The sequence below is a fragment of the Amycolatopsis sp. 195334CR genome (assembly GCF_017309385.1).
Classification (GTDB): Bacteria; Actinomycetota; Actinomycetes; order Mycobacteriales; family Pseudonocardiaceae; genus Amycolatopsis.
In genome coordinates this window covers 1,383,681-1,407,957 of sequence record NZ_JAFJMJ010000002.1, presented here as the reverse complement: position 1 = coordinate 1,407,957, position 24,277 = coordinate 1,383,681, and the positions used below count along the sequence as shown (strand labels likewise).

General features: G+C 70.8%; 24 protein-coding genes and 1 tRNA gene. 15 read left to right on the top strand and 10 right to left on the bottom strand.

Annotated elements, in window-relative coordinates; all coding sequences use genetic code 11:
• Positions 1-46 precede the first annotated feature (46 nt).
• Positions 47-823 (top strand): FHA domain-containing protein, encoded by a 777-nt coding sequence (locus JYK18_RS29620; RefSeq protein WP_206806725.1) that lies wholly within the window; start codon positions 47-49, stop codon positions 821-823.
• Here the strand turns inward: JYK18_RS29620 and JYK18_RS29615 are convergent.
• Positions 806-2,176 carry a sulfatase gene (locus JYK18_RS29615; RefSeq protein WP_206806724.1) on the bottom strand — a complete coding sequence of 457 codons (1,371 nt, stop codon included), beginning with the start codon at positions 2,174-2,176 and terminating at the stop codon, positions 806-808. The two genes, JYK18_RS29620 and JYK18_RS29615, sit on opposite strands and share 18 nt — an antisense overlap.
• Before the next feature lie 135 nt (positions 2,177-2,311).
• Positions 2,312-2,794, bottom strand: coding sequence for a DoxX family protein (locus JYK18_RS29610; RefSeq protein ID WP_206806723.1), 483 nt, complete (start codon positions 2,792-2,794; stop codon positions 2,312-2,314).
• 116 nt (positions 2,795-2,910) lie between these two features.
• Here JYK18_RS29610 and JYK18_RS29605 point away from each other — a divergent pair, with 116 nt between their 5' ends.
• Positions 2,911-5,421, top strand: a complete 2,511-nt coding sequence (locus JYK18_RS29605) for a penicillin acylase family protein (protein WP_206806722.1) — start codon at positions 2,911-2,913, stop codon at positions 5,419-5,421.
• A gap of 45 nt (positions 5,422-5,466) precedes the next feature.
• On the top strand, positions 5,467-5,697 hold the full coding sequence (locus tag JYK18_RS29600) for a hypothetical protein (RefSeq protein ID WP_206806721.1): 231 nt from the start codon (positions 5,467-5,469) through the stop codon (positions 5,695-5,697).
• Positions 5,698-5,765: 68 nt separating this feature from the next.
• Here the strand turns inward: JYK18_RS29600 and JYK18_RS47655 are convergent, their stop codons facing one another.
• The 3 genes from JYK18_RS47655 to JYK18_RS29585 are packed head-to-tail and all read right to left on the bottom strand — an operon-like array spanning position 5,766 to position 7,521.
• A complete protein-coding gene (locus tag JYK18_RS47655) occupies positions 5,766-6,143 on the bottom strand; it encodes a response regulator transcription factor (RefSeq protein WP_206808343.1) in 378 nt (125 codons plus the stop codon).
• 32 nt (positions 6,144-6,175) lie between these two features.
• Positions 6,176-6,658, bottom strand: a complete 483-nt coding sequence (locus tag JYK18_RS29590) for a pyridoxamine 5'-phosphate oxidase family protein (RefSeq protein ID WP_206806720.1) — start codon at positions 6,656-6,658, stop codon at positions 6,176-6,178.
• The gene (locus JYK18_RS29585; RefSeq protein ID WP_206806719.1) at positions 6,655-7,521 is read right to left on the bottom strand and encodes an NAD(P)-dependent oxidoreductase; all 867 of its coding nucleotides are present in this window, start codon (positions 7,519-7,521) and stop codon (positions 6,655-6,657) included. Before JYK18_RS29585 ends, JYK18_RS29590 begins: the two co-directional genes overlap by 4 nt.
• Positions 7,522-7,605: 84 nt before the next feature.
• Between JYK18_RS29585 and JYK18_RS29580 the strand changes: the two genes are divergently transcribed.
• On the top strand, positions 7,606-8,592 hold the full coding sequence (locus JYK18_RS29580; RefSeq protein ID WP_242582209.1) for a GlxA family transcriptional regulator: 987 nt from the start codon (positions 7,606-7,608) through the stop codon (positions 8,590-8,592).
• Positions 8,593-8,595: 3 nt separating this feature from the next.
• On the opposite strand, the gene JYK18_RS29575 is transcribed toward JYK18_RS29580, so the two are convergent.
• Complete coding sequence (locus tag JYK18_RS29575) at positions 8,596-9,633, bottom strand: LacI family DNA-binding transcriptional regulator (protein WP_206806717.1); 1,038 nt, start codon at positions 9,631-9,633, stop codon at positions 8,596-8,598.
• 189 nt (positions 9,634-9,822) lie between these two features.
• On the opposite strand from JYK18_RS29575, the gene JYK18_RS29570 reads away from it, so the two are divergent.
• The 4 genes from JYK18_RS29570 to JYK18_RS29555 are packed head-to-tail and all read left to right on the top strand — an operon-like array spanning position 9,823 to position 14,326.
• Positions 9,823-11,106 (top strand): extracellular solute-binding protein, encoded by a 1,284-nt coding sequence (locus tag JYK18_RS29570; protein ID WP_206806716.1) that lies wholly within the window; start codon positions 9,823-9,825, stop codon positions 11,104-11,106.
• Positions 11,106-12,032 (top strand): carbohydrate ABC transporter permease, encoded by a 927-nt coding sequence (locus JYK18_RS29565; protein ID WP_206806715.1) that lies wholly within the window; start codon positions 11,106-11,108, stop codon positions 12,030-12,032. Before JYK18_RS29570 ends, JYK18_RS29565 begins: the two co-directional genes overlap by 1 nt.
• Positions 12,033-12,041: 9 nt before the next feature.
• Positions 12,042-12,932: a carbohydrate ABC transporter permease gene (locus JYK18_RS29560; protein WP_206806714.1), complete on the top strand. Its 891-nt coding sequence runs from the start codon at positions 12,042-12,044 to the stop codon at positions 12,930-12,932.
• 17 nt (positions 12,933-12,949) lie between these two features.
• Positions 12,950-14,326, top strand: a complete 1,377-nt coding sequence (locus tag JYK18_RS29555) for a GH1 family beta-glucosidase (protein WP_206806713.1) — start codon at positions 12,950-12,952, stop codon at positions 14,324-14,326.
• Here JYK18_RS29555 and JYK18_RS29550 read toward each other — a convergent pair.
• Both JYK18_RS29550 and JYK18_RS29545 read right to left on the bottom strand, forming a co-directional pair.
• On the bottom strand, positions 14,299-14,934 hold the full coding sequence (locus tag JYK18_RS29550) for an NADPH-dependent F420 reductase (RefSeq protein WP_206806712.1): 636 nt from the start codon (positions 14,932-14,934) through the stop codon (positions 14,299-14,301). The two genes, JYK18_RS29555 and JYK18_RS29550, sit on opposite strands and share 28 nt — an antisense overlap.
• On the bottom strand, positions 14,931-15,998 hold the full coding sequence (locus tag JYK18_RS29545; RefSeq protein ID WP_206806711.1) for an LLM class flavin-dependent oxidoreductase: 1,068 nt from the start codon (positions 15,996-15,998) through the stop codon (positions 14,931-14,933). The genes JYK18_RS29550 and JYK18_RS29545 overlap by 4 nt, the downstream gene beginning before the upstream one ends.
• A 166-nt stretch (positions 15,999-16,164) precedes the next feature.
• Here JYK18_RS29545 and JYK18_RS29540 point away from each other — a divergent pair, with 166 nt between their 5' ends.
• Positions 16,165-16,782 (top strand): TetR/AcrR family transcriptional regulator, encoded by a 618-nt coding sequence (locus tag JYK18_RS29540; protein ID WP_206806710.1) that lies wholly within the window; start codon positions 16,165-16,167, stop codon positions 16,780-16,782.
• A complete protein-coding gene (locus tag JYK18_RS29535) occupies positions 16,779-18,185 on the top strand; it encodes a phenylacetate--CoA ligase family protein (RefSeq protein ID WP_206806709.1) in 1,407 nt (468 codons plus the stop codon). The genes JYK18_RS29540 and JYK18_RS29535 overlap by 4 nt, the downstream gene beginning before the upstream one ends.
• On the opposite strand, the gene JYK18_RS29530 is transcribed toward JYK18_RS29535, so the two are convergent.
• Positions 18,142-18,993, bottom strand: a complete 852-nt coding sequence (locus JYK18_RS29530) for a glycerophosphodiester phosphodiesterase family protein (RefSeq protein ID WP_206806708.1) — start codon at positions 18,991-18,993, stop codon at positions 18,142-18,144. The two genes, JYK18_RS29535 and JYK18_RS29530, sit on opposite strands and share 44 nt — an antisense overlap.
• Positions 18,994-19,229: 236 nt before the next feature.
• Here JYK18_RS29530 and JYK18_RS29525 point away from each other — a divergent pair, with 236 nt between their 5' ends.
• Positions 19,230-20,690 (top strand): alpha/beta hydrolase, encoded by a 1,461-nt coding sequence (locus JYK18_RS29525; protein ID WP_307796120.1) that lies wholly within the window; start codon positions 19,230-19,232, stop codon positions 20,688-20,690.
• On the opposite strand, the gene JYK18_RS29520 is transcribed toward JYK18_RS29525, so the two are convergent.
• Positions 20,656-21,108 (bottom strand): hypothetical protein, encoded by a 453-nt coding sequence (locus JYK18_RS29520; protein WP_206806706.1) that lies wholly within the window; start codon positions 21,106-21,108, stop codon positions 20,656-20,658. The two genes, JYK18_RS29525 and JYK18_RS29520, sit on opposite strands and share 35 nt — an antisense overlap.
• 191 nt (positions 21,109-21,299) lie before the next feature.
• On the opposite strand from JYK18_RS29520, the gene JYK18_RS29515 reads away from it, so the two are divergent.
• The 4 genes from JYK18_RS29515 to JYK18_RS29500 all read left to right on the top strand — a co-directional run bounded on the left by JYK18_RS29515 (position 21,300) and on the right by JYK18_RS29500 (position 24,272).
• Positions 21,300-21,373 (top strand) — tRNA-Arg (locus tag JYK18_RS29515).
• Positions 21,374-21,750: 377 nt separating this feature from the next.
• Positions 21,751-22,806 carry a cytochrome P450 gene (locus JYK18_RS29510; protein ID WP_206806705.1) on the top strand — a complete coding sequence of 352 codons (1,056 nt, stop codon included), beginning with the start codon at positions 21,751-21,753 and terminating at the stop codon, positions 22,804-22,806.
• Positions 22,807-22,870: 64 nt separating this feature from the next.
• Positions 22,871-23,626, top strand: coding sequence for a helix-turn-helix domain-containing protein (locus JYK18_RS29505; RefSeq protein WP_206806704.1), 756 nt, complete (start codon positions 22,871-22,873; stop codon positions 23,624-23,626).
• A gap of 85 nt (positions 23,627-23,711) precedes the next feature.
• The gene (locus tag JYK18_RS29500) at positions 23,712-24,272 is read left to right on the top strand and encodes a hemerythrin domain-containing protein (RefSeq protein WP_206806703.1); all 561 of its coding nucleotides are present in this window, start codon (positions 23,712-23,714) and stop codon (positions 24,270-24,272) included.
• Positions 24,273-24,277 lie beyond the last annotated feature (5 nt).

The following is a 24,277-nucleotide window of genomic DNA, read 5'->3' as shown; positions in this document are numbered from 1 at the left end:
GAGGGGTCCCGGGGAGATCCGGCAGACTGGACCGCGGGAGGCAGGAATGAGCCAGGAGAGCCTGGCTCGCGGTGTGCCGCCGGCCGCCGCGAGCACTGTCGTCGCGCTCACCGTCACCGGCCGGATCACCGCCGGGCCGGCGGAGGGGCGCACCATCCGGTTCGGCCGCAACCGGACCGAGGTCGACCTGCCCGTGGGCGAGACCGATCCGCGGGTCAGCCGCCAGCACGGCCTGCTGGTCCGGCGCGATGCGCACTGGTGGGTCAGCAACACCGGCAGGCTGCCCATCCGGCTGCCCAAGACCACCTGGCTGTTCCCCGGTGAGGATCCGCTGCCGCTGCCCACCGGGTACACGCCGATGTTCATCCGCGGTTCCCGCGACCGCGAGCACCTGCTGGAGTTGTACGTCGCGGGTGAGGACGGCGGCCAGCCCGCCGTCCGGCCCGACGCGATCACCCACCAGCCCCGGCAATGGCCGCTCTCCCCCGACGAACGGCTGCTGCTGGTGGTGCTGGGGCAGCGCTACCTGTTCCACGACGCCAATCCGCAGCCGATCTCGCGGCAGCAGGCCGCGCTGATGCTCGCCGAGTTGCAGCCCGGCGCGAACTGGAGCGCCAAGCGGGTCGAGCACCTCGTCACCGACGTGCGCCTGCGGCTGTCCGCGGCCGGGGTGCACGGCCTGCTGCGGGAGGAGGTCGGGGAACCGGTGGGCAACACCCTCAACGACAACCTGCTCCGGGAACTGATCCTGTCCACCACGCTGGTGCCGCCGGACCTGGCCCTGCTCGACGCGGGTCCACTGTGGTCAGGCGTAGGGCAGTAGCCCCGCGTTGATCTCGTCCCAGCGAGCGCTGAGTTCGGCGGCGAGGTCGGGCTGATGCCGGGTCAGGTTCGCGTTCTCGCGGGGGTCGGCGCTGAGGTCGTACAGCCCGTCGGGTGCCGCGCCCTGGCGGAGGAACTTCCACTGGCCACGGCGCAGTGCCCTGGCGGATTTCGTGCGCCAGAACAGGTCGTGCTGTGGTTTGCCCGCGCCGCCGAGCAGGTAGGGAACGAGGCTCTGCCCGTCCAGTGGATGGCTGGCGGCCGGTGGGGCTTCGGCAATTTCGAGGAGCGTCGCGGTCCAGTCCTGGGTGATCACCGGCGCGTCGCTCACCTGCCGCGGCTGGATCCGGGCGGGCCAGCGCAGGATGTTCGGCACCCGGATCCCGCCTTCGTGCAGGGCGCCCTTGGCCCCGGTCAACGGCCATTGGTACGACCAGCGCTCGCCGCCGTTGTCGCTGGAGAACAGGACGCAGGTGTCGTTCTCCTGGCCGCTTTCCCGCAGTGCGTCCAGGATCCGGCCGATACCGGCGTCCATCGCCTCGACCATTTCGCGGTAGGTGCCGAGCAAGCCCCCGTCGTTGTGCGCCAACGCCTGCTGGTCGCCCGACGCGAGCCGCTGGGTGATGTCCCGGCTGACGGCCTGGTCACCGGGTGCCTCCCAGGGCCAGTGCGGTGCGGTGAAGTTGACGTTGAGCAGCCAGGGTCCGCCGGTCGCGCCACGCACGAACTCGGCGGCACGGTCCGCGATGGTGTCTGTGTAGTAGTCCAGTGATTCGACCGGCACCTCGCCCTCGTAGAGGTCACGGCCGCGGGCGGTCATTTTGGAGTAGTAGTCGAGGGCGCCGCCGAAATTGCCGAAGAAGGTGTCCCAGCCCGAGCGGGTCGGGCTGAACCACGGGAGGAAGCCGCAATGCCATTTGCCGAACATGGCGGTGGTGTAGCCGGCCTGTTTGAGCAGTGAGGCGAGAGTCGGGTGCTCGGGCGGAATCCCGTGCAGTTCGTTCGGCAGGGTGATCGGTTCCTCCAGACCGCCGGGCAACCGGCCAGGATAACGGCCCGTGTACAGCGCGAACCGCGTCGGCGAGCACACCGCGGCCGCCGAATAGGCGTCGGTGAACCGCACTCCCCCGTCCGCGAGACCGTCCAGCCGCGGGGTGCGGATCTCCGGTGCGCCATAGCAGCTCAGGTCCGCCCAGCCGAGGTCGTCGCCGAGAATGACCAGGATGTTCGGGCGGGGTGCTTCTTCGGTGGTGGCGGCGCGAAACGGCCGCGCACTCGCCTCCCGGAAACCGCCCAACACCGCGGCCGCGCCCACGGCCCCGGCGACCACGCCTCTCCTGCTGATTTTCCCCATTTTGTTCTCCCCTCCCGATGACGTATCGACAAGGGGAGCATCCCGAGCTTTTCCGGGCCGCCACAAGGAAATCCGGGAGACGCACAGCTCTGGCACACCAGCTCACAGGGTGCGCACAGGTCGGTACCGGACTGGTCAGCGCTCCGCCGAAACCGCCCGCCCGGCGCGGCGGGCCAAAACCGCGTCCAGCGACCACCGCCCCGGCCCGGCCGCCAGCAGGAACACCAGGCCCAGCAGCATCGCCCAGTCGGTGCGTGCTTCGTGGGCCATCGCCCAGAAACCGTCCGCCTTGGGCTTGTCCGCCGATCCGCCCCACAGGATCGGCACCTTGGTCAGCGCCAGCGCCAGCACCATGTCGACCACCAGCGGCACCGCCGCCACCCGCGTCAGCAGCCCGGCCAGCAGCAGCGCACCGCAGACGGTCTCGACCACACCGGCGAACGGGCCGAAGAACCCCGGCGCGGGGATGCCGATCGTGGTGAACCTGCCTTCGGCCAGCTCACCGGGGTACAGGAACTTCTGGATCCCTTCGGAAAGGAACACCGCGCCGACCGCCAGGCGGATCAGGATCGCCGCGGCAGGCCCGTCCGGGCGGATCAGCGTCGCGAACCGGCTCATGTCGCGTTCACCCCGCGTCGGCTTTCATCGCTGCCATCGAGGCGAACATCGTTCCACCGGGCCGAGCGGGTGCACAACCGCCACCCGGGGGGGTGGTTTGTGGTACCAACGGTCCCATGCGATCTCCGACGGCACGCGGGTGGCGGGCGCTGGGACTGACCGGACTGCTGGTGGCGTCGCTGGTCACCGGCCAGGCGACCGGTCTGGCGGCACCGGCAGCGGACCAGGTCTACACCGTCGACGGGCTGGCAAAGCCGGTCGACATCCTGGTCGACGACCACGGGATCCCGCACATCTACGCGGGCGAGCACCACGACGTCTTCTTCGCGCAGGGGTTCAACGCCGCCCGGGACCGCCTGTGGCAGATAGACCTGTGGCGCCGCAAGGGACTCGGGCAACTGTCCGAAGTGCTCGGTCCGGCGTACGTCGAACAGGACCGCGCGAACCGGATGTTCTCCTACCGCGGTGACATCGACGCCGAGTGGCGCGCCTACGGCAACGACGCCAAGCAACTCGCGGAGTCCTACACCGCCGGGATCAACGCCTACATCGGACTCGCCAGGCAGAACGCCGAGCTGATGCCGTGGGAGTTCGAGTTCCTGCGCTACCAACCCGACGAGTGGGCTGCGGAGGACGTCGTCCGGCTGCGCACCCACGCGCTGGTCGGAAACCTGACCAGCGAAGTCGACCGGGCCTACCTGGCACGCGACTTCGGGCTGCAGTACGAAGACATCCGGCAACCGCTCGACGCCGGTTGGCAGACGCGCCTCCCCCAAGGCCTCGATCTCGGGCTGCTGCCCGAAAATCGCGACGAACTGCTCGGCGTCTACACCCTCGCCACCCGCGGCGTCACCTTCGCGCCACAGGACCTGGCGGCGATCGGCGGCTTCGGCGACACCACGCTCGACGGGCGCGCTGTCCAGCCCGCGGCCGACCGGCGCCTCGGCCGGGAAGCCGCGCTGCCCGGCGGCCGTGCCACCGAAAATGAGGAGGGCTCGAACTCGTTCGCCGTCTCGCCCGGGCGCACGGCGGTCGACGGGCCGCTGATCGCGAGCGACCCGCACCGGGTCCAGGCGGTGCCGTCGCTGCGCTACGCCGCGCACCTCAACGCGCCCGGCATCGACGTGATCGGCGCCGGTGAGCCGGGGCTGCCCGGGCTGTCGCTGGGCCACAACCAGGACATCGCGTTCGGGTTGACGGTGTTCGACATCGACCAGGAGGACCTCTACGTCTACCGGACCCGTCCCGGGCAGCCGGACGAGTACCGCTACCAGGGCCGCTGGGAGCCGATGACCGTGCAGTCCGAGGAAATTCCGGTACGCGGTGGTGGCACGGAAACCGTCGAGATGAAGTTCACCCGGCACGGGCCGGTGATCTACGAGGACCCGGAGCTCCAGGTGGCCTTCGGCGTGCGCACCGTGTGGAGCGGGCCGGGCACGAGCGCCTACTTCGGCAGCGTCGAGTACATGCGCGACACCGACTGGGCCGGCTTCCTCGATTCGCTGAACCGCTGGGGCACGCCCGGCGAAAACCACCAGTACGCCGACGCCGCCGGGCACATCGGCTGGAAACCGGCCGGCCGCACGCCGGTCCGCCGGAACTGGGACGGGCTGCTGCCGGTCCCCGGGGACGGCCGGTACGAGTGGAACGGTTTCTACCGCATGGATCAGCTGCCGGTCAGCCACGATCCGGCCCGGGGCTGGCTCCAGACCAACAACGAGTCGCGCTTGTTCGACGAGCACGAGACCGGGCCGCTGCCGGAGTACGTCCACCGCAAGATCGGCTTCGAGGCCGCCAACCCGTGGCGGGCGCTGCGCAGCCGTGAGGTGCTCGCCGGGATGGACCAGGCGACGCCGGAGACGATGCTCGCGTTGCAGACCGACCACGTGTCGATCCCCGGGCGGCGCATCACCGCCGCCCTCTCGGCGGTGGATTCCGCCGACCCGGCCGTGCGGCGGGCGCTCACCCTGCTGCGCGAGTGGGACCACGAGATGTCGCTCGACTCCGCCGCCGCAGCGCTCTTCGACGTCTGGACCGACCTGCACGGCGCGTCCGGCACCGGCGACGGCTTCCTCGGGCAGGCGTTGCTGGACGCCGCCGTCGACGACCCCGCGGCGGTGGCGGCGATCGGGCGGCCGAGCAGCACCACGACGGTGGACATGATCGAGAACCCCGGGAAGTGGTTCGGCGGCAACGCGATCGCGGTCCGGGACGCGGCGATCGAGTCGAGTCTCGCGGCCGCGATCCGGAAGCTGACCGCCGACCAGGGCGCGGATCCGGCCGCGTGGCGGTACGGGTTCTACAACAAGCAGGAGCTCGTCCACCCGCTCTCGGACCTGGTCGACCCGGAGACCCGGCGCGCCATCGACATCGAGCCGCGCGAAAAGGGCCCGGTCAACGAAACCGTCGGCGACGAAGGCGCTTCCTGGCGCTACATCGCCGAACCCGGCAACTGGGACGACGCGCTCGCGATGAACAACCCGGGCCAGTCCGGTGATCCGGAAAGCCCGTTCTACGAGAACCTCTTCGTGCCCTGGGCCGAGGACAAGATGTTCCCCCTCCACTACAACCGGGAGGACGTCGAAACGAACACCGCGCTGCGCATCCGCCTCGAACCGGCGGGGTGATGCCATGATGGTGATGATCATCGACGTCGACCGGAGGGAACCTCGGTGAAGCGAGTTCTGACCACAGCAGCGGTTGCTTCAGCCGCGTTCGGCATGGTGCTGGCCGGTGCGGGCACCGCGTCCGCGCAAACCCCGTACGCCAAATACCCCACGGAATCCGCGTGCCGGACCGCGGGCTTCCAGTACGTGCTGTCCGGCAAGGCATACCGGTACGACTGCACCGGCCCGCACTCCGGCAGCGCCGCCAGCCAGAAGTGGTGGCTCTACCTGATCTGAGCGCCCAGGGGCACCGGCCCGCGATGACTCGTGGCGGGCCGGTGCCCTCGATCAGGTCGCGGCACGGGTCAGCTCAGGATTCCTTCGTGCAGTGCGCGGAGCACGGCGTTGGTGCGGTCGCGCGCGCCCAGCTTGAGCAGGATCGTCGACACGTGGTTCTTCACCGTGCCTTCGGCCAGGAACAGGGCACCGGCGATCTCGCGGTTGTTGTACCCGGCGGCCATCAGCCGCACCACTTCCAGTTCGCGGCCGGTGAGTTCCCGCACCGGTGGGGTTTCCGCCGGTGCGGGGCTCGCGCGGATCGCGCGCAGCAAGCGGCTCGTGATCGACGGCGCGATGAGCGTGCCGCCATCGGCCAGGACGCGGACCGCGTGGGTCAGCTGGTCCAGGGTGACGTCCTTGAGCCTCACCGCGGCGGCGGTGATCGGCGCAGCCGTCTCCGCCACCTTCTTCCGCTGGGACTGACGTCGTCGCGGGCCTACCCGCCGTCGGCGCGCCAGATCCGGCTGCGCAGATCGGCACCCCGGATGACCTGGACCCGCCACGGTTTCAGGCGGAGCACGTGCAGTTCCGGGTCCGAGGGCGCTTTCCAGAAGTTCCCGAGCGGGTATCCGGCCCCGCGTGGGCTTGTCCTGCGGTAGAGCTCCCACACGCGTTCCTTGGTGGGCAGCGCGTTGTCCCATTCGGCCGTGGCGTCGATGGCGACGGAGTTGTTCCCCCGCGCCCAGTAGGAGAAATTGGTGTGCGGATTGCCCGCGAGGTGCGCGGCCTTGACCGGCGTGTGGTAGGTCGCCAGCCAGCCGAGAGGCTCGCCGTCGACGTTCTCCCACACGGGGATGAGCACGCGCGTGCGTGGGCGGTTCTTGGCGTCGACCGTGACCATGGTGGCGTAGACGATCGCTCCGACGTAGGCGTTGAACTCGGCTTCCAGGTCGCCGAATTCCTTGACCCTGCTGGTCATCCGGCGGCCTTGAGCGACTCGACGGCGCGGGCCAGGCTGGCCGCGCCGTGGCCGGCGGTGACTTCCCGGTCGATCAGGTCCTTGAGCGGGAGCAGCGTGGTGGCGGGCACGCCCTGCGCCTGGCTGGCCGCGATGATCGTGGCCAGGCCGGACTGGTTCATCACCAGGCTGGACTCCTCCGTCGAGTACTCCTTGTCGTCGATCTCCCTGGCGAATGTGGACAGTGCCGGGAACATGTCCGTCAACCAGGACAACAACTTCGGGGTGAGGTCGGCCGCGCTGATCCCGGCGGCTTGCGCCATCGCGGCGGCGTGCAGGAAGCCGCCGATCGTGCCGTACATCCCGGCGAGGATGGCGACGTCGTAACCCGAGGCCCGCCCGGCGTCGGTGCCGAGGAAGGTGCTCCGGCCGAGAAGGTCCAATTGAGACTGCCAGCGGTGATGGGCCGCTTCGGAACCGCTGTAGTTGATCGAAGCCTCGGCCGTGCCGATCGTCTGGGGCACGGCGTACACGGCGCCGTGCAGGTACTCGCCGTCGTGCTCAGCCGCCCAGGTCGCCAGTTCGCGTGCGTCGTCCGGACCGCCGGAGGTGAGGTTCACCAGCGTGCGCCCGCGAACGGCGTCGCCTGCCTCGGTCAGCACCTTGCGCGCCGCCGTGGGGTCGAGCAGGGCGATCAGCACGAGGTCGCCGGCGGCGATCGCCTCCGCCGCTGTGGTCGTGGACGTTGCTCCTTGTGCGACAAGGGCTTCCGCCTTGTGTGGGGAACGGTTCCACACCGTTGTGGGGTGGCCGTCGCGCAGGAGTGTGTGGGCCAGCGCCCGGCCGAGGTTGCCGAGTCCGATGACCGTGATCGTGGTGTGCATACGACCAGGTTCGTCGCGGGCGGCCCACCCGGCCAGTGGCAGCGCTGACCGGCACCACCAAATTCCTGCCATATGCTGACCGGCATGAGCGCTGGTTCCGTCGCCCTGGTCGTGCCCGATGAGGTCGGGGTACTGGACCTGTACGAGCTGAGCATTCCCGCGACCGTGTTCGGCATGCCCCATCCCGACCTCGCCGATCCCTGGTACGACCTGCGGTTGTGCGGCACCGGGACCCGCGCGCGGGGCACCGCGCCCGGGTTCGCGCTGCTCGGCGGGCGCGGGCTGGACGACCTCGCCGACGCCGACACGGTCATCGTGTCCTGGGTGCCCGACGAGGTCATCGACGACAACGCCCCGGTTCCGCCCGAGTTGGTCACCGCCCTGCGGCGGGCCCACGAGGCGGGAGCGCGGATGGTGTCGCTCTGCGTCGGCGCGTTCGCGCTCGCCGAAGCGGGCCTGCTCGACGGGCGGCGCGCCACCGCGCACTGGATGCACACCGCGCAGCTGGCCGAGCGCTATCCGAAGGTTCAGGTGGACGACTCGGTGCTCTACGTCGACGACGGCGACGTGCTCACCAGCGCCGGGATGACCGCCGGGCTCGACCTGTGCCTGCACCTGGTCCGGCGGGATCTCGGCGCGCACGTGGCCAACCAGCTGGCCCGGCGGATGGTGGTCCCGGCGCACCGGCCCGGTGGTCAGTCGCAGTTCATCGACCTGTCCATCCCGGCCACCGACCGGCAGGGCCTGACCCCGGTGCTGGACTGGGCGCGAGCCCGGCTCGACCAGCCGCTGACCATCGACGACCTGGCCCGGCGCGCGGCGGTGAGCCCGCGGACCTTCTACCGCCGCCTGCACGCGGCGACCGGGACGACGCCGTTGCAGTGGCTGCTCAACCAGCGGCTGGCCCGGGCGCAGAGCCTGCTGGAAACCACCGACCTGCCGATCGAACGGATCGCGAAACTCAGCGGCCTCGGCACGGCGAACAACCTCCGGCACCACTTCCTGAAGCAGATCGGCATCTCCCCCAGCGACTACCGGCAAGCCTTCCCACCGGTGCCGGAACCCGGCTGACGCTCAAGCGCCGCAGGAGTCGCGGACCACCAGGTGGGTGGGGAGCAGGATCGGTTCCGGTGGGACGGCGTTCTCGATCATCCCCAGCAGCGCCCCCGCCGCCGCGGTGCCGAAGGCGGCCTTGTCCTGCGCGACGGTGGTGAGCGCCGGGTCCACCAGCGCCGCGACCTCGATGTCATCGAAGCCGACGACGGCCAGGTCCTCCGGGACCCGCAGGCCCCCGGCGCGTGCGGCCAGCAGAGCGCCGATCGCCATTTCGTCGCTGGCGGCGAAAACCGCCGTCGGCGGCTCGCCGAGGGCTAGAAGTCGTTGCATCCCGGCGAAACCGCTTTCCCGGTAGAAGTCGCCGGTGACCACGTACTCCTCCCGCGACGGGAGCCCCGCGTCCGCCAGGCCCCGCCGGTAGCCCTCGGTGCGGGCGGCGGCCGGCGCGTTGCCGGGCGGACCGGTGAGCGTGGCGATCCGCCGGTGCCCGAGCCCGGCCAGGTGCCGGACGGCCTCGGCCGCGCCCGCGGCGTTGTCCGACGTCACGTACGTCGCCTTCGCCCCTGAAACGACCACATCGAGCGCAACGCACGGCAGCCCGGACTGGGCGAACGCGCCGAACGCCTCGGCGTCCGACCCGCTGTCGATCAGCACCAGACCCGCCAGGTGGTGACGGCGCGTCATGCCGACGTAGGCGATCGGATCAGCCAGCGACACCCCGGGCGTACGGCTGCGCGCATCATCGCTCGTGGCCAGCAGGAGCAGGTGGTAACCGTGCGAACTCAGGGCGGATTTGAGGCCCAGCAACAAATCCTGGAGGAACGGGTGCCGCCAGCCCGGCCGCCGGTGGTCGGTGTCCCAGACCAGCCCGATCATCGCCGACCGCTGCCGCGACAACGCCCGCGCCGATTCGTTCGGCGAGAAGTCGAGCTCGCGGGCCACGCGCTCGACGCGCTCGCGGGTCGGCGCGCTGACCGTGGCCGGGCGGTTGAACACCCGGGACACCGTGGCGACGGAGACCCCGCAGAGCTCGGCGACTTCGCGGGCTGTGACCATGCGACCTCCTGTCCTGTAACCGGTTACATCTCTAGCACATGATCCGGGCCTGGAAAAACATCGGCATACGTTATCGCTTCGTTACTTGACGAACGCCCCCTGGGAGCGCTCTCATGGGACCCGCGTTTCCCGCCCCGGCCGGTCCTGGCCGCGGTGCTCCCGTGCGCCCCGCAGAACAACGGAGATCTCATGCGCCCGAAAACGAGGAACCGCCGTACCCGCCTGCTCACCGGACTGTGCGCCACCCTGGTCGCGGCCACCGCGTTGAGCGCCTGCGGCAGCGGCGAAGCCGGCGACGGCAAGATCAAGCTCAGCCTCGGCCTCTTCGGCAAGTTCGGCTACACCGAACTGCTCAAGGAGTACCAGGCGGCGCATCCGAACATCGAGATCACCGAGCGGACCGCGTCGTACTCGGACCACCACAAGAACGTCGCCGCGCACCTGGCGACCGGCGGCGGTGCCGCGGACATCGAGGCGGTCGACACCGGCTACATCGCGCAGTTCAAGGCCACCCCGGACAAGTTCGTCGACCTCAACACCGTCGGCGGCGACCAGCTCAAGAGCCGCTGGCTGGACTGGAAGTGGACCGCATCACTGGCCAAGGGCGGCCAGCAGATCGGCTACGGCACCGACGTCGGCGGCCTGGCCATCTGCTACCGCCGCGACCTGCTCGAAGCCGCCGGGCTGCCCGCCGACCGCGAAGCCGTCTCCGCGCTCTGGCCGACCTGGCAGGCGTTCTTCGACGCGGGCAAGCAGTTCCAGGCCAACGCGCCGGACGGGGTCAAGTGGATGGACGGCGGCCCGACCGTGCTCAACGCGATCTTCGGCCAGGCCCCGACCGGCTACTACGACCAGAGCGACAAGCTGGTCGTGGACAGCAACCCGGCGCTGCGGGCGGGCTGGGACCAGGTCGTCGGCGCGGTGCAGGCGAACCTCTCGGCCGGGCTGCTCTACAGCACGCCGACCTGGGACACCGGGTTCGCCCAGAGCCAGTTCGCCACCGTCACCTGCCCCGCCTGGATGATGACCAAGATCAAGGACAAGGCCCCGGACACCGCGGGCAAGTGGGACGTCGCGGCCGTGCCCGGCGGGGGCGGCAACTGGGGCGGCTCGTACCTGACCGTGCCCAAGCAGGGCAAGCACACCAAGGAAGCCGCCGAGCTCGCCGCCTGGCTGACCGCGCCCGAGCAGCAGGCGAAGGTGTTCACCAGCGAGGGCCTGCTGCCCTCGACGCCGTCGCTCTACGAGGACCCGAAGATCGCGAGCTACACCAACCCGTTCTTCAACAACGCCCCCGTGGGCAAGCTGTTCACCGACGCGGCCAAGCAGCTGCGGCCGCAGTACCAGGGCCCGAAGGCCGGTGACGTGCAGACCGAGTTCGGCAACGCGATGCAGCGCGTCGAGCAGGGCAAGCAGGACGGCGCGGCGGCGTGGCAGCAGCTGGTCGGTGACGTCGCGAAGCTCCAGAGCTGATGGCGGAACGCCGCACCTGGGCCGACCGGCGTCACCACTGGGACGTCAAGCTCTCGCCGTTCGGCTTCGTCAGCCCGTACTTCCTGATCTTCGGCGTCTTCGGCTTGTTCCCGCTGCTCTACACCGGCTGGGTGTCGCTGCAGGACCGCAACCTGCTCGACGCCGAGGGCGCGGAGTTCGTCGGGTTCGCCAACTACGACCAGCTGCTGTTCCACGACCCGTACTTCTGGAACGCGATGGGGAACACGGTCAGCCTGTGGCTGCTGACCACGATCCCGCAGATCCTGTTCGCGCTCGGCGTCGCGCACCTGCTCAACCGCAGGCTGCGTGGGCGGACGCTGTTCCGGATGGGGATGATCCTGCCGAACATCACCTCGGTGGCGGCGGTGACGATCATCTTCGCGCAGTTGTTCGGCCGGGACTTCGGGCTGGTGAACTGGGTGCTGAGCTGGTTCGGCGCCGGCCAGATCGACTGGCAGGCAGGCACCGCCAGCTCGCACACCGCCATCGCGGCGATGGTGGTGTGGCGCTGGACCGGGTACCACGCGCTGATCTTCCTCGCCTCGATGCAGGCGATCCCGTCGAGCATGTACGAGGCCGCCACGCTCGACGGCGCGCGGAGTTGGCAGCAGTTCTGGCGGATCACCGTGCCGCTGCTGCGGCCGCAGATCATCTTCTCCACGGTGATCGCGACCACCGGGAACATGCGGCTGCTCGCCGAGCCGCTGCTGTTCAACCCCGGCACCGCGGCCGCCACCGGCGGCTCCGACCGGCAGTTCCAGACCGCCGCGCTCTACCTCTACGAGCAGGGCTTCACCAAGTACGACTTCGGCTACAGCTCGGCGATCGCGCTGGTGCTGGCGGTGGCCACGATGCTGGTGGCGGGCGTGTCGTACCTGGTCACCCGCCGCATCCAAACGGAATGAGGAGCGGACATGACTTCCGTGCTGACCCCGGCCCCGCCGGTGGGCGACCGCGCCCGCCCGCCGGGCCGGGCCCGGCGGCTCGCCCGGCGGATCGCGAGCCCGTGGACCTACGCCGCGCTGATCGCGATCCTGGCCGGTTCGGCGTTCCCGGTGTACTGGTCGCTGGTCGTCTCGTCGCAGACGCCGGAGGCGGTGGGCAGCGTGCCGCCGGTGCTGGTGCCCGGCGGCCACCTGTTCGCGAACATCGCCCGGGTCTTCGACGAGACGGATTTCGCGCTGGCACTGGGGAACTCGCTGATCGTCGCGGGCACCATCACCGTCTCGGTGGTGCTGTTCTCGACGCTGGCCGGGTTCGCCTTCGCCAAACTGCGCTTCCGCGGACGCACCGCGCTGCTGCTGGTGGTGATCGCCACCCAGGCGATCCCGACCGAACTGGGCGTGGTGCCGCTGTACATGATGATGGCCGACTTCGGCTGGGCCGGGGAACTGCAGGCGGTGATCGTGCCCGGCCTGGTCACCGCGTTCGGCGTGTTCTTCATGCGCCAGTACTTCGAGCGCGCGCTGCCGCTGGAACTGCTGGAGGCGGGGCGGATGGACGGCTGCGGGACGTTGCGGTTGTTCTGGCACGTCGCGCTGCCCACCGCCCGCCCGGCCGCCGCGGTGCTCGGGCTGTTCACCTTCATGCAGGCGTGGAACGACTTCTTCTGGCCACTGGTGGTGCTGGTGCCGGAGAACCCGACCGTGCAAACAGCACTGTCCACACTGGCCAGTGGCTACACCACCGACTACACCCTCGTGCTCACCGCCGCGACCATCGGCACCGTCCCCGTCCTCCTCGTGTTCCTGCTGTTCGGCCGCCAGATCGTCGGCGGCATCATGCAGGGCGCGCTCAAGGGCTGACCCTCCCGGAGCTCATCGTGACTTCCAGTTTCCCGCCCGGCTTCCGCTGGGGCGTGGCCACCTCGGCGTTCCAGATCGAGGGCGCCACCACCGCGGACGGCCGCGGACCGTCCATCTGGGACACCTTCGCCACGCTGCCCGGCGCGGTGGCCGGTGGTGACACCGGCGAACCGGCGGCGGAGCACTACCACCGCCTGCCGGAGGACCTCGCCCTGCTGACCGGGCTCGGCGTGGACGCCTACCGGTTCTCGGTGTCGTGGCCCCGCGTGCAGCCGTCCGGCCGCGGCCGCCCCGAACGCCGCGGCCTCGACTTCTACCGGCGGCTCGTGGAAGGGTTGCGGGACAAGGGAATCGAGCCGTTCCTGACGCTCTACCACTGGGACCTGCCGCAGGCGCTGGAGGACGAGGGCGGCTGGCGGTCGCGCGACACCGCCGAGCGCTTCGCCGAGTACGCGGTGCTGGTGCACGAGGAACTCGGTGACGTCGTCGACCACTGGACGACGCTGAACGAGCCGTACCCGTGCGCGATCGCAGGTTACGCCGAAGGGCGGCACGCGCCGGGCGCGCGGGAGGGGCACGGCGCGCTCGCCGCCGCTCACCACCTGCTGCTCGGCCACGGCCTGGCGGTGCGGGCGATGCGGGCGCGGGCGACGTCCGGGCAGCGGTTCGGGGTCGTGCTCAACCAGTCACCCGCGCTGCCGGTGACCCGCTCGGACGCGGACATCGCCGCGGCCGAGCGGCAGGACACGTTGCTGCGCCGCCAGTTCACCGACCCGTTGTTCGGCGGCCGGTACGCCCCCGGGCTCACCACGATGTTCGACGGCGTCTCCGACTTCTCCTTCCGCCACGACGGTGATCTGGAGACGATCGGCCAGCCGCTCGACTACCTCGGGGTCAACTACTACTACCGGCTCCACGTCGCCGACGCGCCACACCGCGAGCCGGACCCGGCCCGGCGCACGGCGGCCGACATCGGGGTGGACACCACCCGCCTGCCGGACGTGCCGCGGACCGGCATGGGCTGGCCGGTCGAGCCCGACGGCCTGACCGAAGCCCTGGTCGGCCTGCACCACCGCTACCCGGGGCTCCCGCCGGTGTACGTCACCGAGAACGGTTGCGTGTACCCGGACATCGTCGACGAGCGGGGCGTGTTCGCCGACGAGCAGCGCATCGCGTACCTGCGCGAGCACATCGAGGCGGCGCGGGCGGCCATGGCGGCGGGGGTCGACCTGCGCGGGTACTTCTGCTGGTCGCTGCTGGACAACTTCGAGTGGGCGCACGGGTACAAGCACCGGTTCGGGCTGGTGCACGTCGACTACCCGACCCAGCGCCGCACTCCGAGGGCCAGCTACCACTGGTACCGCGATCACATCGCGGCCTGCCGGACCGCGTGACGGAGCCGCTCGGCGTCGAGGTTGGCGCCGAAGGCCGGGTTCCCGGGTTCGAGCCGGGCGCCCGCCGCGAGGTCGCCGATGGCGAGCGGGTCGAACCCCAGTGCGTCGATCAGCTCGGCCACGGCGGTGACGTCCTCGGCCGAGTCACCGGCGAGCGCGATCGCCTTGCGCCCGGGGTGACCGGCTGGGCGTGCCCCGTCCTCGAGGTCGTGATAACCCATGTGGTTGAAGGCTTTCACCACCCGCGCGCCGGTCAGGAACCGTTGCACGGCCTCGCTCGAGGAGGTCTCGGGCGGCACGACCGAGTCGCGGGGGCCGTCGATCTCCCACCAGTGGTTCATCGCGTCGACGACCAGTTTCCCGGCCAGCGCCGGGATCGGGAGGTCGCGGTGCTGGCCGAGCGGCAGGGCGAGGATCACCACGTCGGCGGCCTCCGCGGCCTTGGCGGGCCACGCGGCGGTCGCGCCCGGGGTGAGCACCTCGGTGGTCAGCGCGATCTTCGCGGGGTCACCGGAGCCGGCGATCAGGACGCGGTAACCCGCGGCCACCGCCAGGCGCGCCAGAACGGTACCGAGCTTCCCCGCGCCCAGGATCCCGATGGTGGTCATCGGGCTTCCGCGGGGACGGCGGGCTGTTCGGCCAGGAGTTCGCGAACCCGGGGAATGACCTGGGTGCCGTACAACTCGACCGAACGCAGGCGGGCGGCGGCGGAAACGGTGCCCGCGGCGGAGTAGATCAGGTCGAACCGGGCCACGCCCAGCGCCCGGATCGCGTCGGCGATCCTGGTGGCGACCGTCTCGGCCGAACCGACGTACAGCGATCCGTGGGCCACCTCGGCCTCGAACTCCTCGCGGCGAATCGGCGCCCACCCGCGCAGTGCCCCGATCCGGTCGCGGATCTCCCGGTACCCGGGGTAGAACAGTTCCTTCGCCTCTTCGTCGGTGGCCGCCACGAATCCCGGCGAATGCATCCCGACCGGCTGTGCGGTGGTGCCGAGTTCCCGCGTCGCCCGGTGGTAGAGATCGACGTAGGGCGCGAACCGGCCGGGGGCGCCGCCGATGATGGCGAGCATGAGCCCGAACCCGTAGCGGGCGGTGCGGAGCACGGACTGCGGTGACCCGCCGACGCCCACCCAGGTGGTGAGCCGTCCCGAATCGGTCTTCGGGTACACGTCCGCCTCGTGCAGCGCGGCCCGGGTGGTGCCCTCCCAGGTGACCGGCTTCTCGTCGAGCAGCCGGTGGAACAGGTCGATCTTCTCCTCGAACAGCACCTCGTAGTCGGTCAGGTCGTACCCGAACAGCGGGAATGACTCGGTGAACGAACCACGTCCGAGGATCACCTCGGCCCGGCCGCCGGAAAGCGCGTCCACGGTGGCGAACCGCTGGAAGACGCGCACCGGGTCGTCGGAGGACAGCACCGTCACCCCGGAGGCGAGCCGGATGCGCTTCGTCGCGGTCGCGATGCCGGCCAGCACCGTCTCCGGACTGGAGATCGCGTACTCCGGCCGGTGGTGCTCCCCCAGCGCGACCACGTCGACGCCGACCTGATCGGCGAGCACGGCCTCGGCCACCGCGGCGCGGATCGCCTGCGCGTGCGAGACCACCGCGCCCCGGTCGTCCCGGGGCAGGTCCCCGAAGCTGTCGATGCCGAACTCGATCTTCGAAACGTCCATTGTGGAAACTTTCCTGGTCGGGGCTCTGCCACCGACCCTAGGTCGGCCGGGCGGCGGGCGTCCAAGACTTGTCCGGCGGTCCAGCGGTAGGCCCTGTCTATCGATGGCGAACCACGGCCACGCGCCCGGGTTGTTTGGATACAGCACAGTGCCGTATCCTTATTTCATGGAACAGCAGCCGGACGACGGCAAGCGGGCGCCGGGCAGGCCACGCAGCCGGGAGGCCGACGAGGCCATCCTCAGCGCGGCGGTGGACCTGCTCGTCGACCAGGGCATGCGCGCGACCAACATCGAGCAGGTCGCGCAACGCGCCGGGGTCACGCGCCGCACGGTGTACCGGCGGTTCCCGGACCTGACCGCCCTGCTGGTCCGGGCGATCGAATGGGAATACCGCGACGTGGCGGCGGAATCGCTGCACCTGCCGGACGTCGAAGCGATGCTCACCGACTGGGCGGCCTACCTCAGCCAACCCCGGGCGCGGCTGCTGATCCGGCGCCTCTACGGCACCGTGGACGAACTGCCCGACCTGCTGCGCACCTACCACGAGGTGCACGGCAGACACCGGAGCGAGGCCGTGCGCACCGCACTGGACAAGGCCCGCGCGGACGGGCGGCTCCCCCAGGCGGCCGACACGAAGGTGCTCCAGGAAATGCTCAGCGGCGCCGCGCTCCAGCACCTCGCCGCCTATCCCGACAACACCGGCGCGGACGAGATCGAGGCCTACTTCCTCGCCATTCTCCGGCAGATCGGTTACCAGCCGCCCGCGCGGAAAGGAACACCATGAGTGAGAACCTGTCCTGGGTCGGCGGGGACGCCCGCCGCGCGCGCAAGGAGGGCGCGGCCGGGATCGCGCGGCGGCAACGCGAGCGGCTGGCCGAGATGGTCGCCTTCGCCCGCGCCGAATCCCCGTACTACCGCGAGCTGTACCGGGAGCTGCCCGAGCGGGTCGACGATCCCGCGCTCCTGCCGGTCACCGACAAGAAGACGCTGATGGAGCACTTCGACGACTGGGCCACCGACCGGGAGATCACCCTCGGCAAGGTGCGTGCCTTCGTCGACGACCCGGCCCTGATCGGCACCCGGTTCCTCGGCCGCTACCTGGTCGCCACCACCTCCGGCACCACCGGGCGCCGCGGCCTGTTCGTGCAGGACCGCCGCTACCAGCACATCGCCTCCGCGCTGACCGGGCCGGTGATGGCGGGCTGGCTCGGCGCGGGCGGCCTGCTCCGGGTCGCCGCCCGCGGCGGGAAGCTCGCCCAGCTGGTCGCCACCGGCGGCCACTACGTCGGGTACGCCAGCTACGTCCAGGTCACCAGCGAAAGCCGGTGGCAGGGCAAGATCGTGCGGGCTTTCTCGGTGCACACCCCGATGCCGGAACTGGTCGCCCAGCTCAACCGGTACAACCCCGCCGTCATCGTCGGTTACGCCAGCGCGATCCAACTGCTCGCCGCCGAGCAGGAGGCCGGACGGCTGCACATCAAGCCGATCCTGATCGAGGCGGCCGGGGAAACCATGACGCCCGCCGACACCGGCCGCCTGGCCACCGCCTTCGGCGCCCGGGTGCGCACCCTGTACTCCTGCACCGAATGCACCTACCTCAGCCACAGCTGCGCAGACGGCTGGTACCACGTGAACACCGACTGGGCGACGCTGGAACCAGTGGACGCCGACTACCGGCCCACCCCGCCCGGCGAGCTGTCGCACACCGTGCTGATCAGCAACCTGGCCAACCGCGTCCAGCCGTTCCTGCGCTACGACCTCGGCGACCGCGTCCTGCTCCGCCCCGATCCCTGCCCCTGCGGCAGTCCCCTGCCCGCCGTGCGGGTGGAGGGCCGCGCCGGTGACGTGCTCACCTTCCCCGCCGAGCACGGCGAGCAGGTCAGCATCTCCCCGCTGGCGTTCGGCACGCTGTTCGACCGCACTCCCGGGGTGGAGCTGTTCCAGGTCGAGCAGACCGAGCCGGCGACCCTGCGGGTGCGGATGCGGCTGGCCGAGGGTGCCGACGCCGAGCGCGTCTGGCGCGATGTCCACAGTGAACTGGACGAGCTCCTCACCGGCCACCAGCTCGGCCACCTCACCGTGGAGCGGGCCGCCGAACCGCCCGTGCAGGCGGCCGGCGGCAAGTACCGCACGGTGATCCCGCTCAGCCGCGCAGCAGGTCTCGCAGAACCTGGGGGTAGTTCGTGATGATGCCGTCGACGCCCCAGTTGCGCGCGGTGCGCATGCCCTGGCCGTCGTTCACCGTCCACACGTGGATCTCCATGCCCTGACCGTGCACCAGGTCGACGGTCGCCTCGTCGGTCACGCCGAGCGCCGGGTTCACCTGCTCGGCCCAGGCCGCGGCCTGCTCGATGTCGGCGGCCGTCGGCTTCGTCCCGAAGAGCAGCCCGACCGGTACCTCCGGCGCCAGCTCCTGGTACCCGCGCAGCCACGGGTGGTTGAAGGACTGGACCACGATCCGCTCCCCGCGCAGCGCGGCGCGGAACACCGGGACCGTGCGGAGTTCCCGGTCCAGGTCCACCTCGATGCCCGGGTAGAGCTCGGGCGCCTTCGGTTCGAGCAGCATCTTCGCCCGGCCGCCGATGGCCTCGCCCCACTCGCGCAGGGTGGGCACCCGCTCGCCGGCGAACTCCGGCGCGAACCACGAACCGGCGTCGAGCTGCTTGATCTCGGCCAGGGTGAAGTCCCCGACCTTCCACGGCGCGCGATCGGGGAACACCGCTTCGACGTCGGTGGTCCTGGCCAGCGTGGTGTCGTGCACGATCACCAGCTCGCCGTCCTTGGTGCGCTGGATGTCGTTCTCGACCACGTCCGCCCGGTGGCGCAGTGCCTGCCGGACCGCGGCCAGCGTGTTCTCGGGCACCACGCCCGAGGAGCCGCGGTGCGCGATCACTGCGGGCGCCGACCCGGCCGCCGAAGCGGTGACCGGTACCGCGAGCACGGCGGTGACCGAGGCGAGCAGCGACGCGGCGAGGACACGGGAAAGCCGGGACATGAAACCTCCTGGACGGGCTGACGGTGCGGTCAGTCAATCACCAGCCCGGCTCCGGCGGCGAGCCAAGCCGGGATGAACAACCGGTGACGGCCCAGCGGTGCGGTGCGTGACGTACCGGCGGCAAAAGATGAACTCCGCGTGATCACTTCCGTCGGTAACTTGAAGCACAGAGCCGACGGAAAGGAACCAACCGCGTGCGTGTTTTCCGGAGATTTTTCCTGGGCGGGGTGACCGGCGTGCTGCTCGTTGCCGGCGCCGTCGCCGTGCCCGCCACCGCGAACGCGGCGGTCGACTGGCAGCCGTGCCCGACCGGCGAGGGTGCCGTGTGCGCCACCATCGAGGTGCCGCTCGACTGGTCGCGACCGGACGGTCCGAAGACCAAGATCGGCCTCGCGAAGCGCCCGGCCAAGGACCCGGCGAACCGGATCGGCTCGATCCTGGTCGACCCGGGTGGGCCCGGTGGCAGTGGCGTGAGCATGGTGTCCCACCGCGACCCGTTCACCGACGCGGTGACCGCGCGCTTCGACGTCGTGGGCTTCGACCCGCGCGGCATCAACACCAGCCAGCAGCTGCTCTGCGACGAAACCCTTTCGCAGCAAGCGATCGGCGCACGGCGACCGGCGAGCCAGACGGACTTCGACAACCTGGTCTCACTCAACGAGCAGCTGATCGCCAGTTGCCGCGAGCACTCCGGTGAGCTGGTCGACCACGTCGACAACCTCCACACCGCCCGTGACATGGACGCCATCCGCGTCGCGCTCGGGGAGGAGAAGCTCAACTACGTCGGCTACTCGTACGGGTCGCTGATGGGGCAGCAGTACGCGGAGCTGTTCCCCGAGCGGATCCGGGCGATGGTCAACGACGGCAACATGGACCACAGCCTGCGGACGGCGTGGGAGTTCATGCGGACCGAGACCGAACCGGTGGAGGTGGGTTTCGAGGAGTTCGCGAAGTGGTGCGACACCACCGAAACCTGCGCGCTGCACGGGCAGGGCACCGCGAAGGTCTACGGTGAACTGAAGGAACGGGCCAAGGCGGGCACGCTCACCCATCCTTCGACGGGCGACCCGGTCGACTTCTACGCGTTGTCGCAGCGGGCTTTCGCGGTGACGCGGCCGGCGATGTGGGGCAACCTGGCCACCGAACTCAAGGCGTTCAAGGACGGCGCGGGCGCGATGTCGGCGGTGTCGCTGGAAGAGGCCGCCGCGGTCAACAACCCGTACCCGCCGATCTGGTGCAGCGACTGGCGTTTCCCGGTGAAGGACTTCGCCGAGTACGAGAAGCTGCGGACGAAGCTGTCCGCGAAGTTCCCGAACATGGAGTGGAGTCCGTACGTCGACCACGCGCTCACCTGCGCCGGCGATCCGCTGAAGACGACGAACCCGCAGAAGCCGCTGAAGATCAAGGGCGCGCCGCCGCTGGTCATGGTCGGCAACGTGCACGACCCGGCCACGGTGTACGAGTGGAACAAGACCGCCGCGAAACAGAGCGGCTCGCACCTGATCACGTATGAGGGCTGGGGCCACACCGCCTACGGCGGCGACGGGCCGAGCCCGTGCGTCAACGACGCGGTGGACGCGTACCTGCTCGACTTGACGGTGCCGCAGAAGGGCTTGTCGTGTCCGGCCACGGAGAAGCCGGGCTCTTCCTCGGCGAAAGCGCTCACGCCGCATTCTCCCGGGCCGTACCAGCGATAGCACCACCGGGTCCGGCCGCGCTCGCGGCCGGACCCGTTCCGTCGCAGGGGTCGTAGAACTGCCCCTGCGCGTCCTGCGGGAGTCCGTTCAGCACGCCGTGCTCGACGGAGTACCGCATCACCGTGTGGGTGGTGGCCACCTGGCCCCAGGTGATCAGCCCGGCCAGCACCACGCACACCCCGGCGGCGACGAGGCGGCGGCCGCGCTTCAGCAGGAGCAGGAACAGGGCGGCGGCGAGCAGGAACAGCAGCGCCGACCCGAAGCGCCACAGGACGAGGCCCGCGCCGGAGAACGCCGTCAGCTGGTCCGCCCGGCAGGCCAGCCGCGCGTCGGCGGAGATCCCGGCGAGCCAGTCCGAGCCCAGCCACCAGAGCGCCACGGCCAGCACCACGAGGGCGTGCCGCCCGAGTTCCTTCACCCTTCGTCCCCTCGTCGAGATGTCCACAGTAGACCTGGTGCCGGCCGGAAATCCGATTGACGAGGATCTTCTCGCCGGGCGAACATGGTTGCACACCAAACGAAGGAGCGGACATGACGACCATGCGGAAGCGCGGCTCGTCGCACCGCCATTCCTAGCGTGACGGACTCTCTGTTCCGCGCACCTTTTTTCGCCCCGTAGCTCAATGGGAGAGAGCGCCGCGCTACGAACGCGGAGGTTCCAGGTTCGAGTCCTGGCGGGGCGGCTGTCGGCCACCCCACCGTCCGCCGCGACCACCCCGCGGCCTCGCCCTCCGGCACGGCGACCTGACCATCGCGATCACCACCGCCGCGGTCTGCGGGCTCGTCGCCACCACCGCCGGTCCGCCGTGTTCCGAGGAGCCGTCGGCGCGAATCGCCAAGAAGGTGGCACGGAAGATCAATGGCCACCGCGCCACCGCCTGCGAAGGTCGAAACACACACCGACGAATGAAGGGAAGAGCACATGAAGCGTCTGGTACGGCCGGTCATGCGGCGGCTGGGAATGGAACGCGGCATCCGGCGCCTGGCGTGGGCGCCGTTCGGCTACAGCTACTACTGACCGGTGTCCTTCGGCCCGATCCGCCGGACGAGCTGGCGGGGTATGCGCAAACTGCACGAACGCTGCGTGCGCACACCCGTTTTCCGCACGCTCGCCGGCAGCGTCGTCGTGTGTGACGCCGAGGCGGCCAGGCGGGTCCTGGCCGACACCGGCCGCCGGCTGGACCACGTACCCGCGTTCTGGCGGCCCGGCAACGTCCGGCTGCCACCACCGGAGTGCGTGGCGCTGAACCGGTGGGTGCACACATGCCTGGCCGACGAGGATCCCGGACGGGCGGCCGCGGACGCGGTCGAAACGGTCGCGGCCGCCCGCGGGGACCTGCACCGCGCCTGCCTGCACGCGGTGGCCGGAGCCCACCGGCGGCCGCTGGGCCTCGAAAACCACAGCGACCTGCGGGCCACGGTCGGCGAATTCCTGGACCACGTGTTCCACGACATAATGACCGGCGCCCGCCGGTTCCCGGACCTCGACACCTTCCAGCGCCTCACCGCGCGGGCGGGCCGGGCGGTGGCCGACGGCGCTGTGCCCGGGTTCCCCGAACTGGATCCCGCGATCCGCGGCGAGGTGTACCTTCGGGCCGTGACCGCATTCGCCGGCGCTTCCGCCGCCGCGCTCGCCTGGCTGATCTGCGCCCAGCGACCCGGCGACCTGGTGGCCGCCACGCGGTCGAAGGAGCCGGTCCGGGATCTGCCGCCCGAGCACGTCGCGCTGGAAACGCTGCGGTTGTGGCCGCCCGCCTGGCAGCACCGGCGGCCCGTGCGGCACGACCACCGCATCGGCGGCCTCGCGGTGCTGAGCGGCGACGAGATCGTCGTGCCCGCCTACGCCCTGCAGCGGCATCCCCGGTACTGGCCGGACGCGGACCTGTTCGACCCCGGCCGGTGGGCCCGCATCCCCCGGCGACCCGAAGCCTTCCTGCCCTTCGCGACCGGCCCCGGCGCCTGCGTCGGCGCGCGGTTCGAGGTGCGCTGGCTGGCCGCCGCCGCGGCACACCTGGCCGAGCGCCCGCCCATCCCGTTGGCCCGCCACGGCGAAATCCCTTGTGTCACCGCGGTGTTCTCCCCGCCCCGGCACACCATCGGACCGCGTACCCCATGAAGAGACAAGAAATCCCCCATGTCGCCGCGGCTAACCTCACCGGGTCGGCTTCGGGGAGGGTGGAATGCACGCTGAGCTCACGGAGGACCAGGGGTGGATCCGGGTGCTGGACCTGGGGGACGTGCAGATCTCGGCGACGACGCGCTCACCGGTGCGCCAGACCGGTCCGGAGGCGGTGCGGCTCACCGTGTTCCTCGACGGGGACGCGGTGCTGACCCAGGCCGACCGGTGGTGCCCGGCCGGGCCGTCGGGTGTGGTCGCCCAAGTGCCGCGTTCGGTACTGCCGCTGCCCGCGAAAGAGCTCGCGCGGCCGCTGGACGGGCAACGCGGCCTCGGCGGGGTTCTCTCGCGCTGGCTGCTCGACCTCAGCCACCGCGCGCCGGAGTTCAGCCGCGCCGACGCGCCGGCCCTCGCTTCGATCACCGTCGACCTGATCGCCGCCACCCTGGCCCTGCCGCTCGACACGGCGAACCCGCCGGAAACCCCGCATCGGGCGCTGCGCGCGCGGATCGACCGGTTCATCGAGGAACGCCTCGGGGACCCGTCCCTCTCACCCCGGGTCGTGGCCGACGCGCACCACCTGTCCCTGCGCAGGCTGCAACGGCTGTTCGCCGCCGACCACACCACCCCGGCGGCCTGGATCCGGCGGCTGCGCCTCGAACGCTGCCGCCACGACCTCGTCACGCCGCATCTGCGCACCCGGCCCGTGCACGCCATCGCGCGAAGCCGGGGTTTCACCGACGCCGCGCACTTCACCCGCCTGTTCAGCGCCGCCTACGGCGTGCCGCCCGGGGAGTACCGGCGCTCGCGGACCGGCTGACCCGGCTTACCGCCGAAGGGGCGCACTTCGCGGTCCGGTTGAGGTAACTGCGCTTGACCGGGAACCGGCTGGGTAAACCGGGGCCATGGACCGAACTCCGGACAACCACGAAGACATCGTCGACTACCTGCAGCGCCAGCACACCGAGATCAGGGCGTTGTTCGCCGAGGTGGCGAAGACCACCGGGGAGCACCGCCGCGACCGGTTCCGCGAGCTGGTGCGCCTGCTCGCGGTGCACGAGACCGCGGAGGAACTGGTGGTGCACCCCGCCGTGCGCGACCTCACCGGCGGGAAGAAGCTGGCCGAGGCCCGCCTCGGCGAGGAGCACCGCGCGAAGGAACTACTGTCCACTTTGGACAAACTGGGCCCGGGCAGGGACGGCTTCGACACCCTGCTGGAGCAGTTGCGCGAGGACGTGCTGGCCCACGCCGAGCACGAGGAGCGCGACGAGTTCCCGTTGCTGCGCAAGAAGCTCAGCGCGGAACGGCGGCGGGCGATGGCGTCCACCGCGAAAACCGCCGAGTCGATCGCGCCCACCCACCCGCACCCCGGGGTGGAGGGGTCCACGGCGAACCTGCTGCTCGGTCCCCCGGTCGCGATCGTGGACCGCGCCAGGGACGCCATCCGCTCGGCGCTGAACCGCTGAGCACC

Bases quoted from the DNA above. Each gene is read 5' to 3' on its own strand.
- JYK18_RS29545 (WP_206806711.1), bottom strand. From the start codon at position 15,998: ATGGACGTTTCGAAGATCGAGTTCGGCATCGACAGCTTCGGGGACCTG.
- JYK18_RS29580 (WP_242582209.1), top strand. From the start codon at position 7,606: ATGAGCGCTGGTTCCGTCGCCCTGGTCGTGCCCGATGAGGTCGGGGTA.
- JYK18_RS29510 (WP_206806705.1), top strand. From the start codon at position 21,751: ATGCGCAAACTGCACGAACGCTGCGTGCGCACACCCGTTTTCCGCACG.
- JYK18_RS29505 (WP_206806704.1), top strand. From the start codon at position 22,871: ATGCACGCTGAGCTCACGGAGGACCAGGGGTGGATCCGGGTGCTGGAC.
- JYK18_RS29615 (WP_206806724.1), bottom strand. From the start codon at position 2,176: ATGGGGAAAATCAGCAGGAGAGGCGTGGTCGCCGGGGCCGTGGGCGCG.
- JYK18_RS29530 (WP_206806708.1), bottom strand. From the start codon at position 18,993: ATGTCCCGGCTTTCCCGTGTCCTCGCCGCGTCGCTGCTCGCCTCGGTC.
- JYK18_RS29550 (WP_206806712.1), bottom strand. From the start codon at position 14,934: ATGACCACCATCGGGATCCTGGGCGCGGGGAAGCTCGGTACCGTTCTG.
- JYK18_RS29590 (WP_206806720.1), bottom strand. From the start codon at position 6,658: ATGACCAGCAGGGTCAAGGAATTCGGCGACCTGGAAGCCGAGTTCAAC.
- JYK18_RS29610 (WP_206806723.1), bottom strand. From the start codon at position 2,794: ATGAGCCGGTTCGCGACGCTGATCCGCCCGGACGGGCCTGCCGCGGCG.
- JYK18_RS29575 (WP_206806717.1), bottom strand. From the start codon at position 9,633: ATGGTCACAGCCCGCGAAGTCGCCGAGCTCTGCGGGGTCTCCGTCGCC.
- JYK18_RS29585 (WP_206806719.1), bottom strand. From the start codon at position 7,521: ATGCACACCACGATCACGGTCATCGGACTCGGCAACCTCGGCCGGGCG.
- JYK18_RS29500 (WP_206806703.1), top strand. From the start codon at position 23,712: ATGGACCGAACTCCGGACAACCACGAAGACATCGTCGACTACCTGCAG.
- JYK18_RS29620 (WP_206806725.1), top strand. From the start codon at position 47: ATGAGCCAGGAGAGCCTGGCTCGCGGTGTGCCGCCGGCCGCCGCGAGC.
- JYK18_RS29535 (WP_206806709.1), top strand. From the start codon at position 16,779: ATGAGTGAGAACCTGTCCTGGGTCGGCGGGGACGCCCGCCGCGCGCGC.
- JYK18_RS29565 (WP_206806715.1), top strand. From the start codon at position 11,106: ATGGCGGAACGCCGCACCTGGGCCGACCGGCGTCACCACTGGGACGTC.
- JYK18_RS29540 (WP_206806710.1), top strand. From the start codon at position 16,165: ATGGAACAGCAGCCGGACGACGGCAAGCGGGCGCCGGGCAGGCCACGC.
- JYK18_RS29570 (WP_206806716.1), top strand. From the start codon at position 9,823: ATGCGCCCGAAAACGAGGAACCGCCGTACCCGCCTGCTCACCGGACTG.
- JYK18_RS29560 (WP_206806714.1), top strand. From the start codon at position 12,042: ATGACTTCCGTGCTGACCCCGGCCCCGCCGGTGGGCGACCGCGCCCGC.
- JYK18_RS29605 (WP_206806722.1), top strand. From the start codon at position 2,911: ATGCGATCTCCGACGGCACGCGGGTGGCGGGCGCTGGGACTGACCGGA.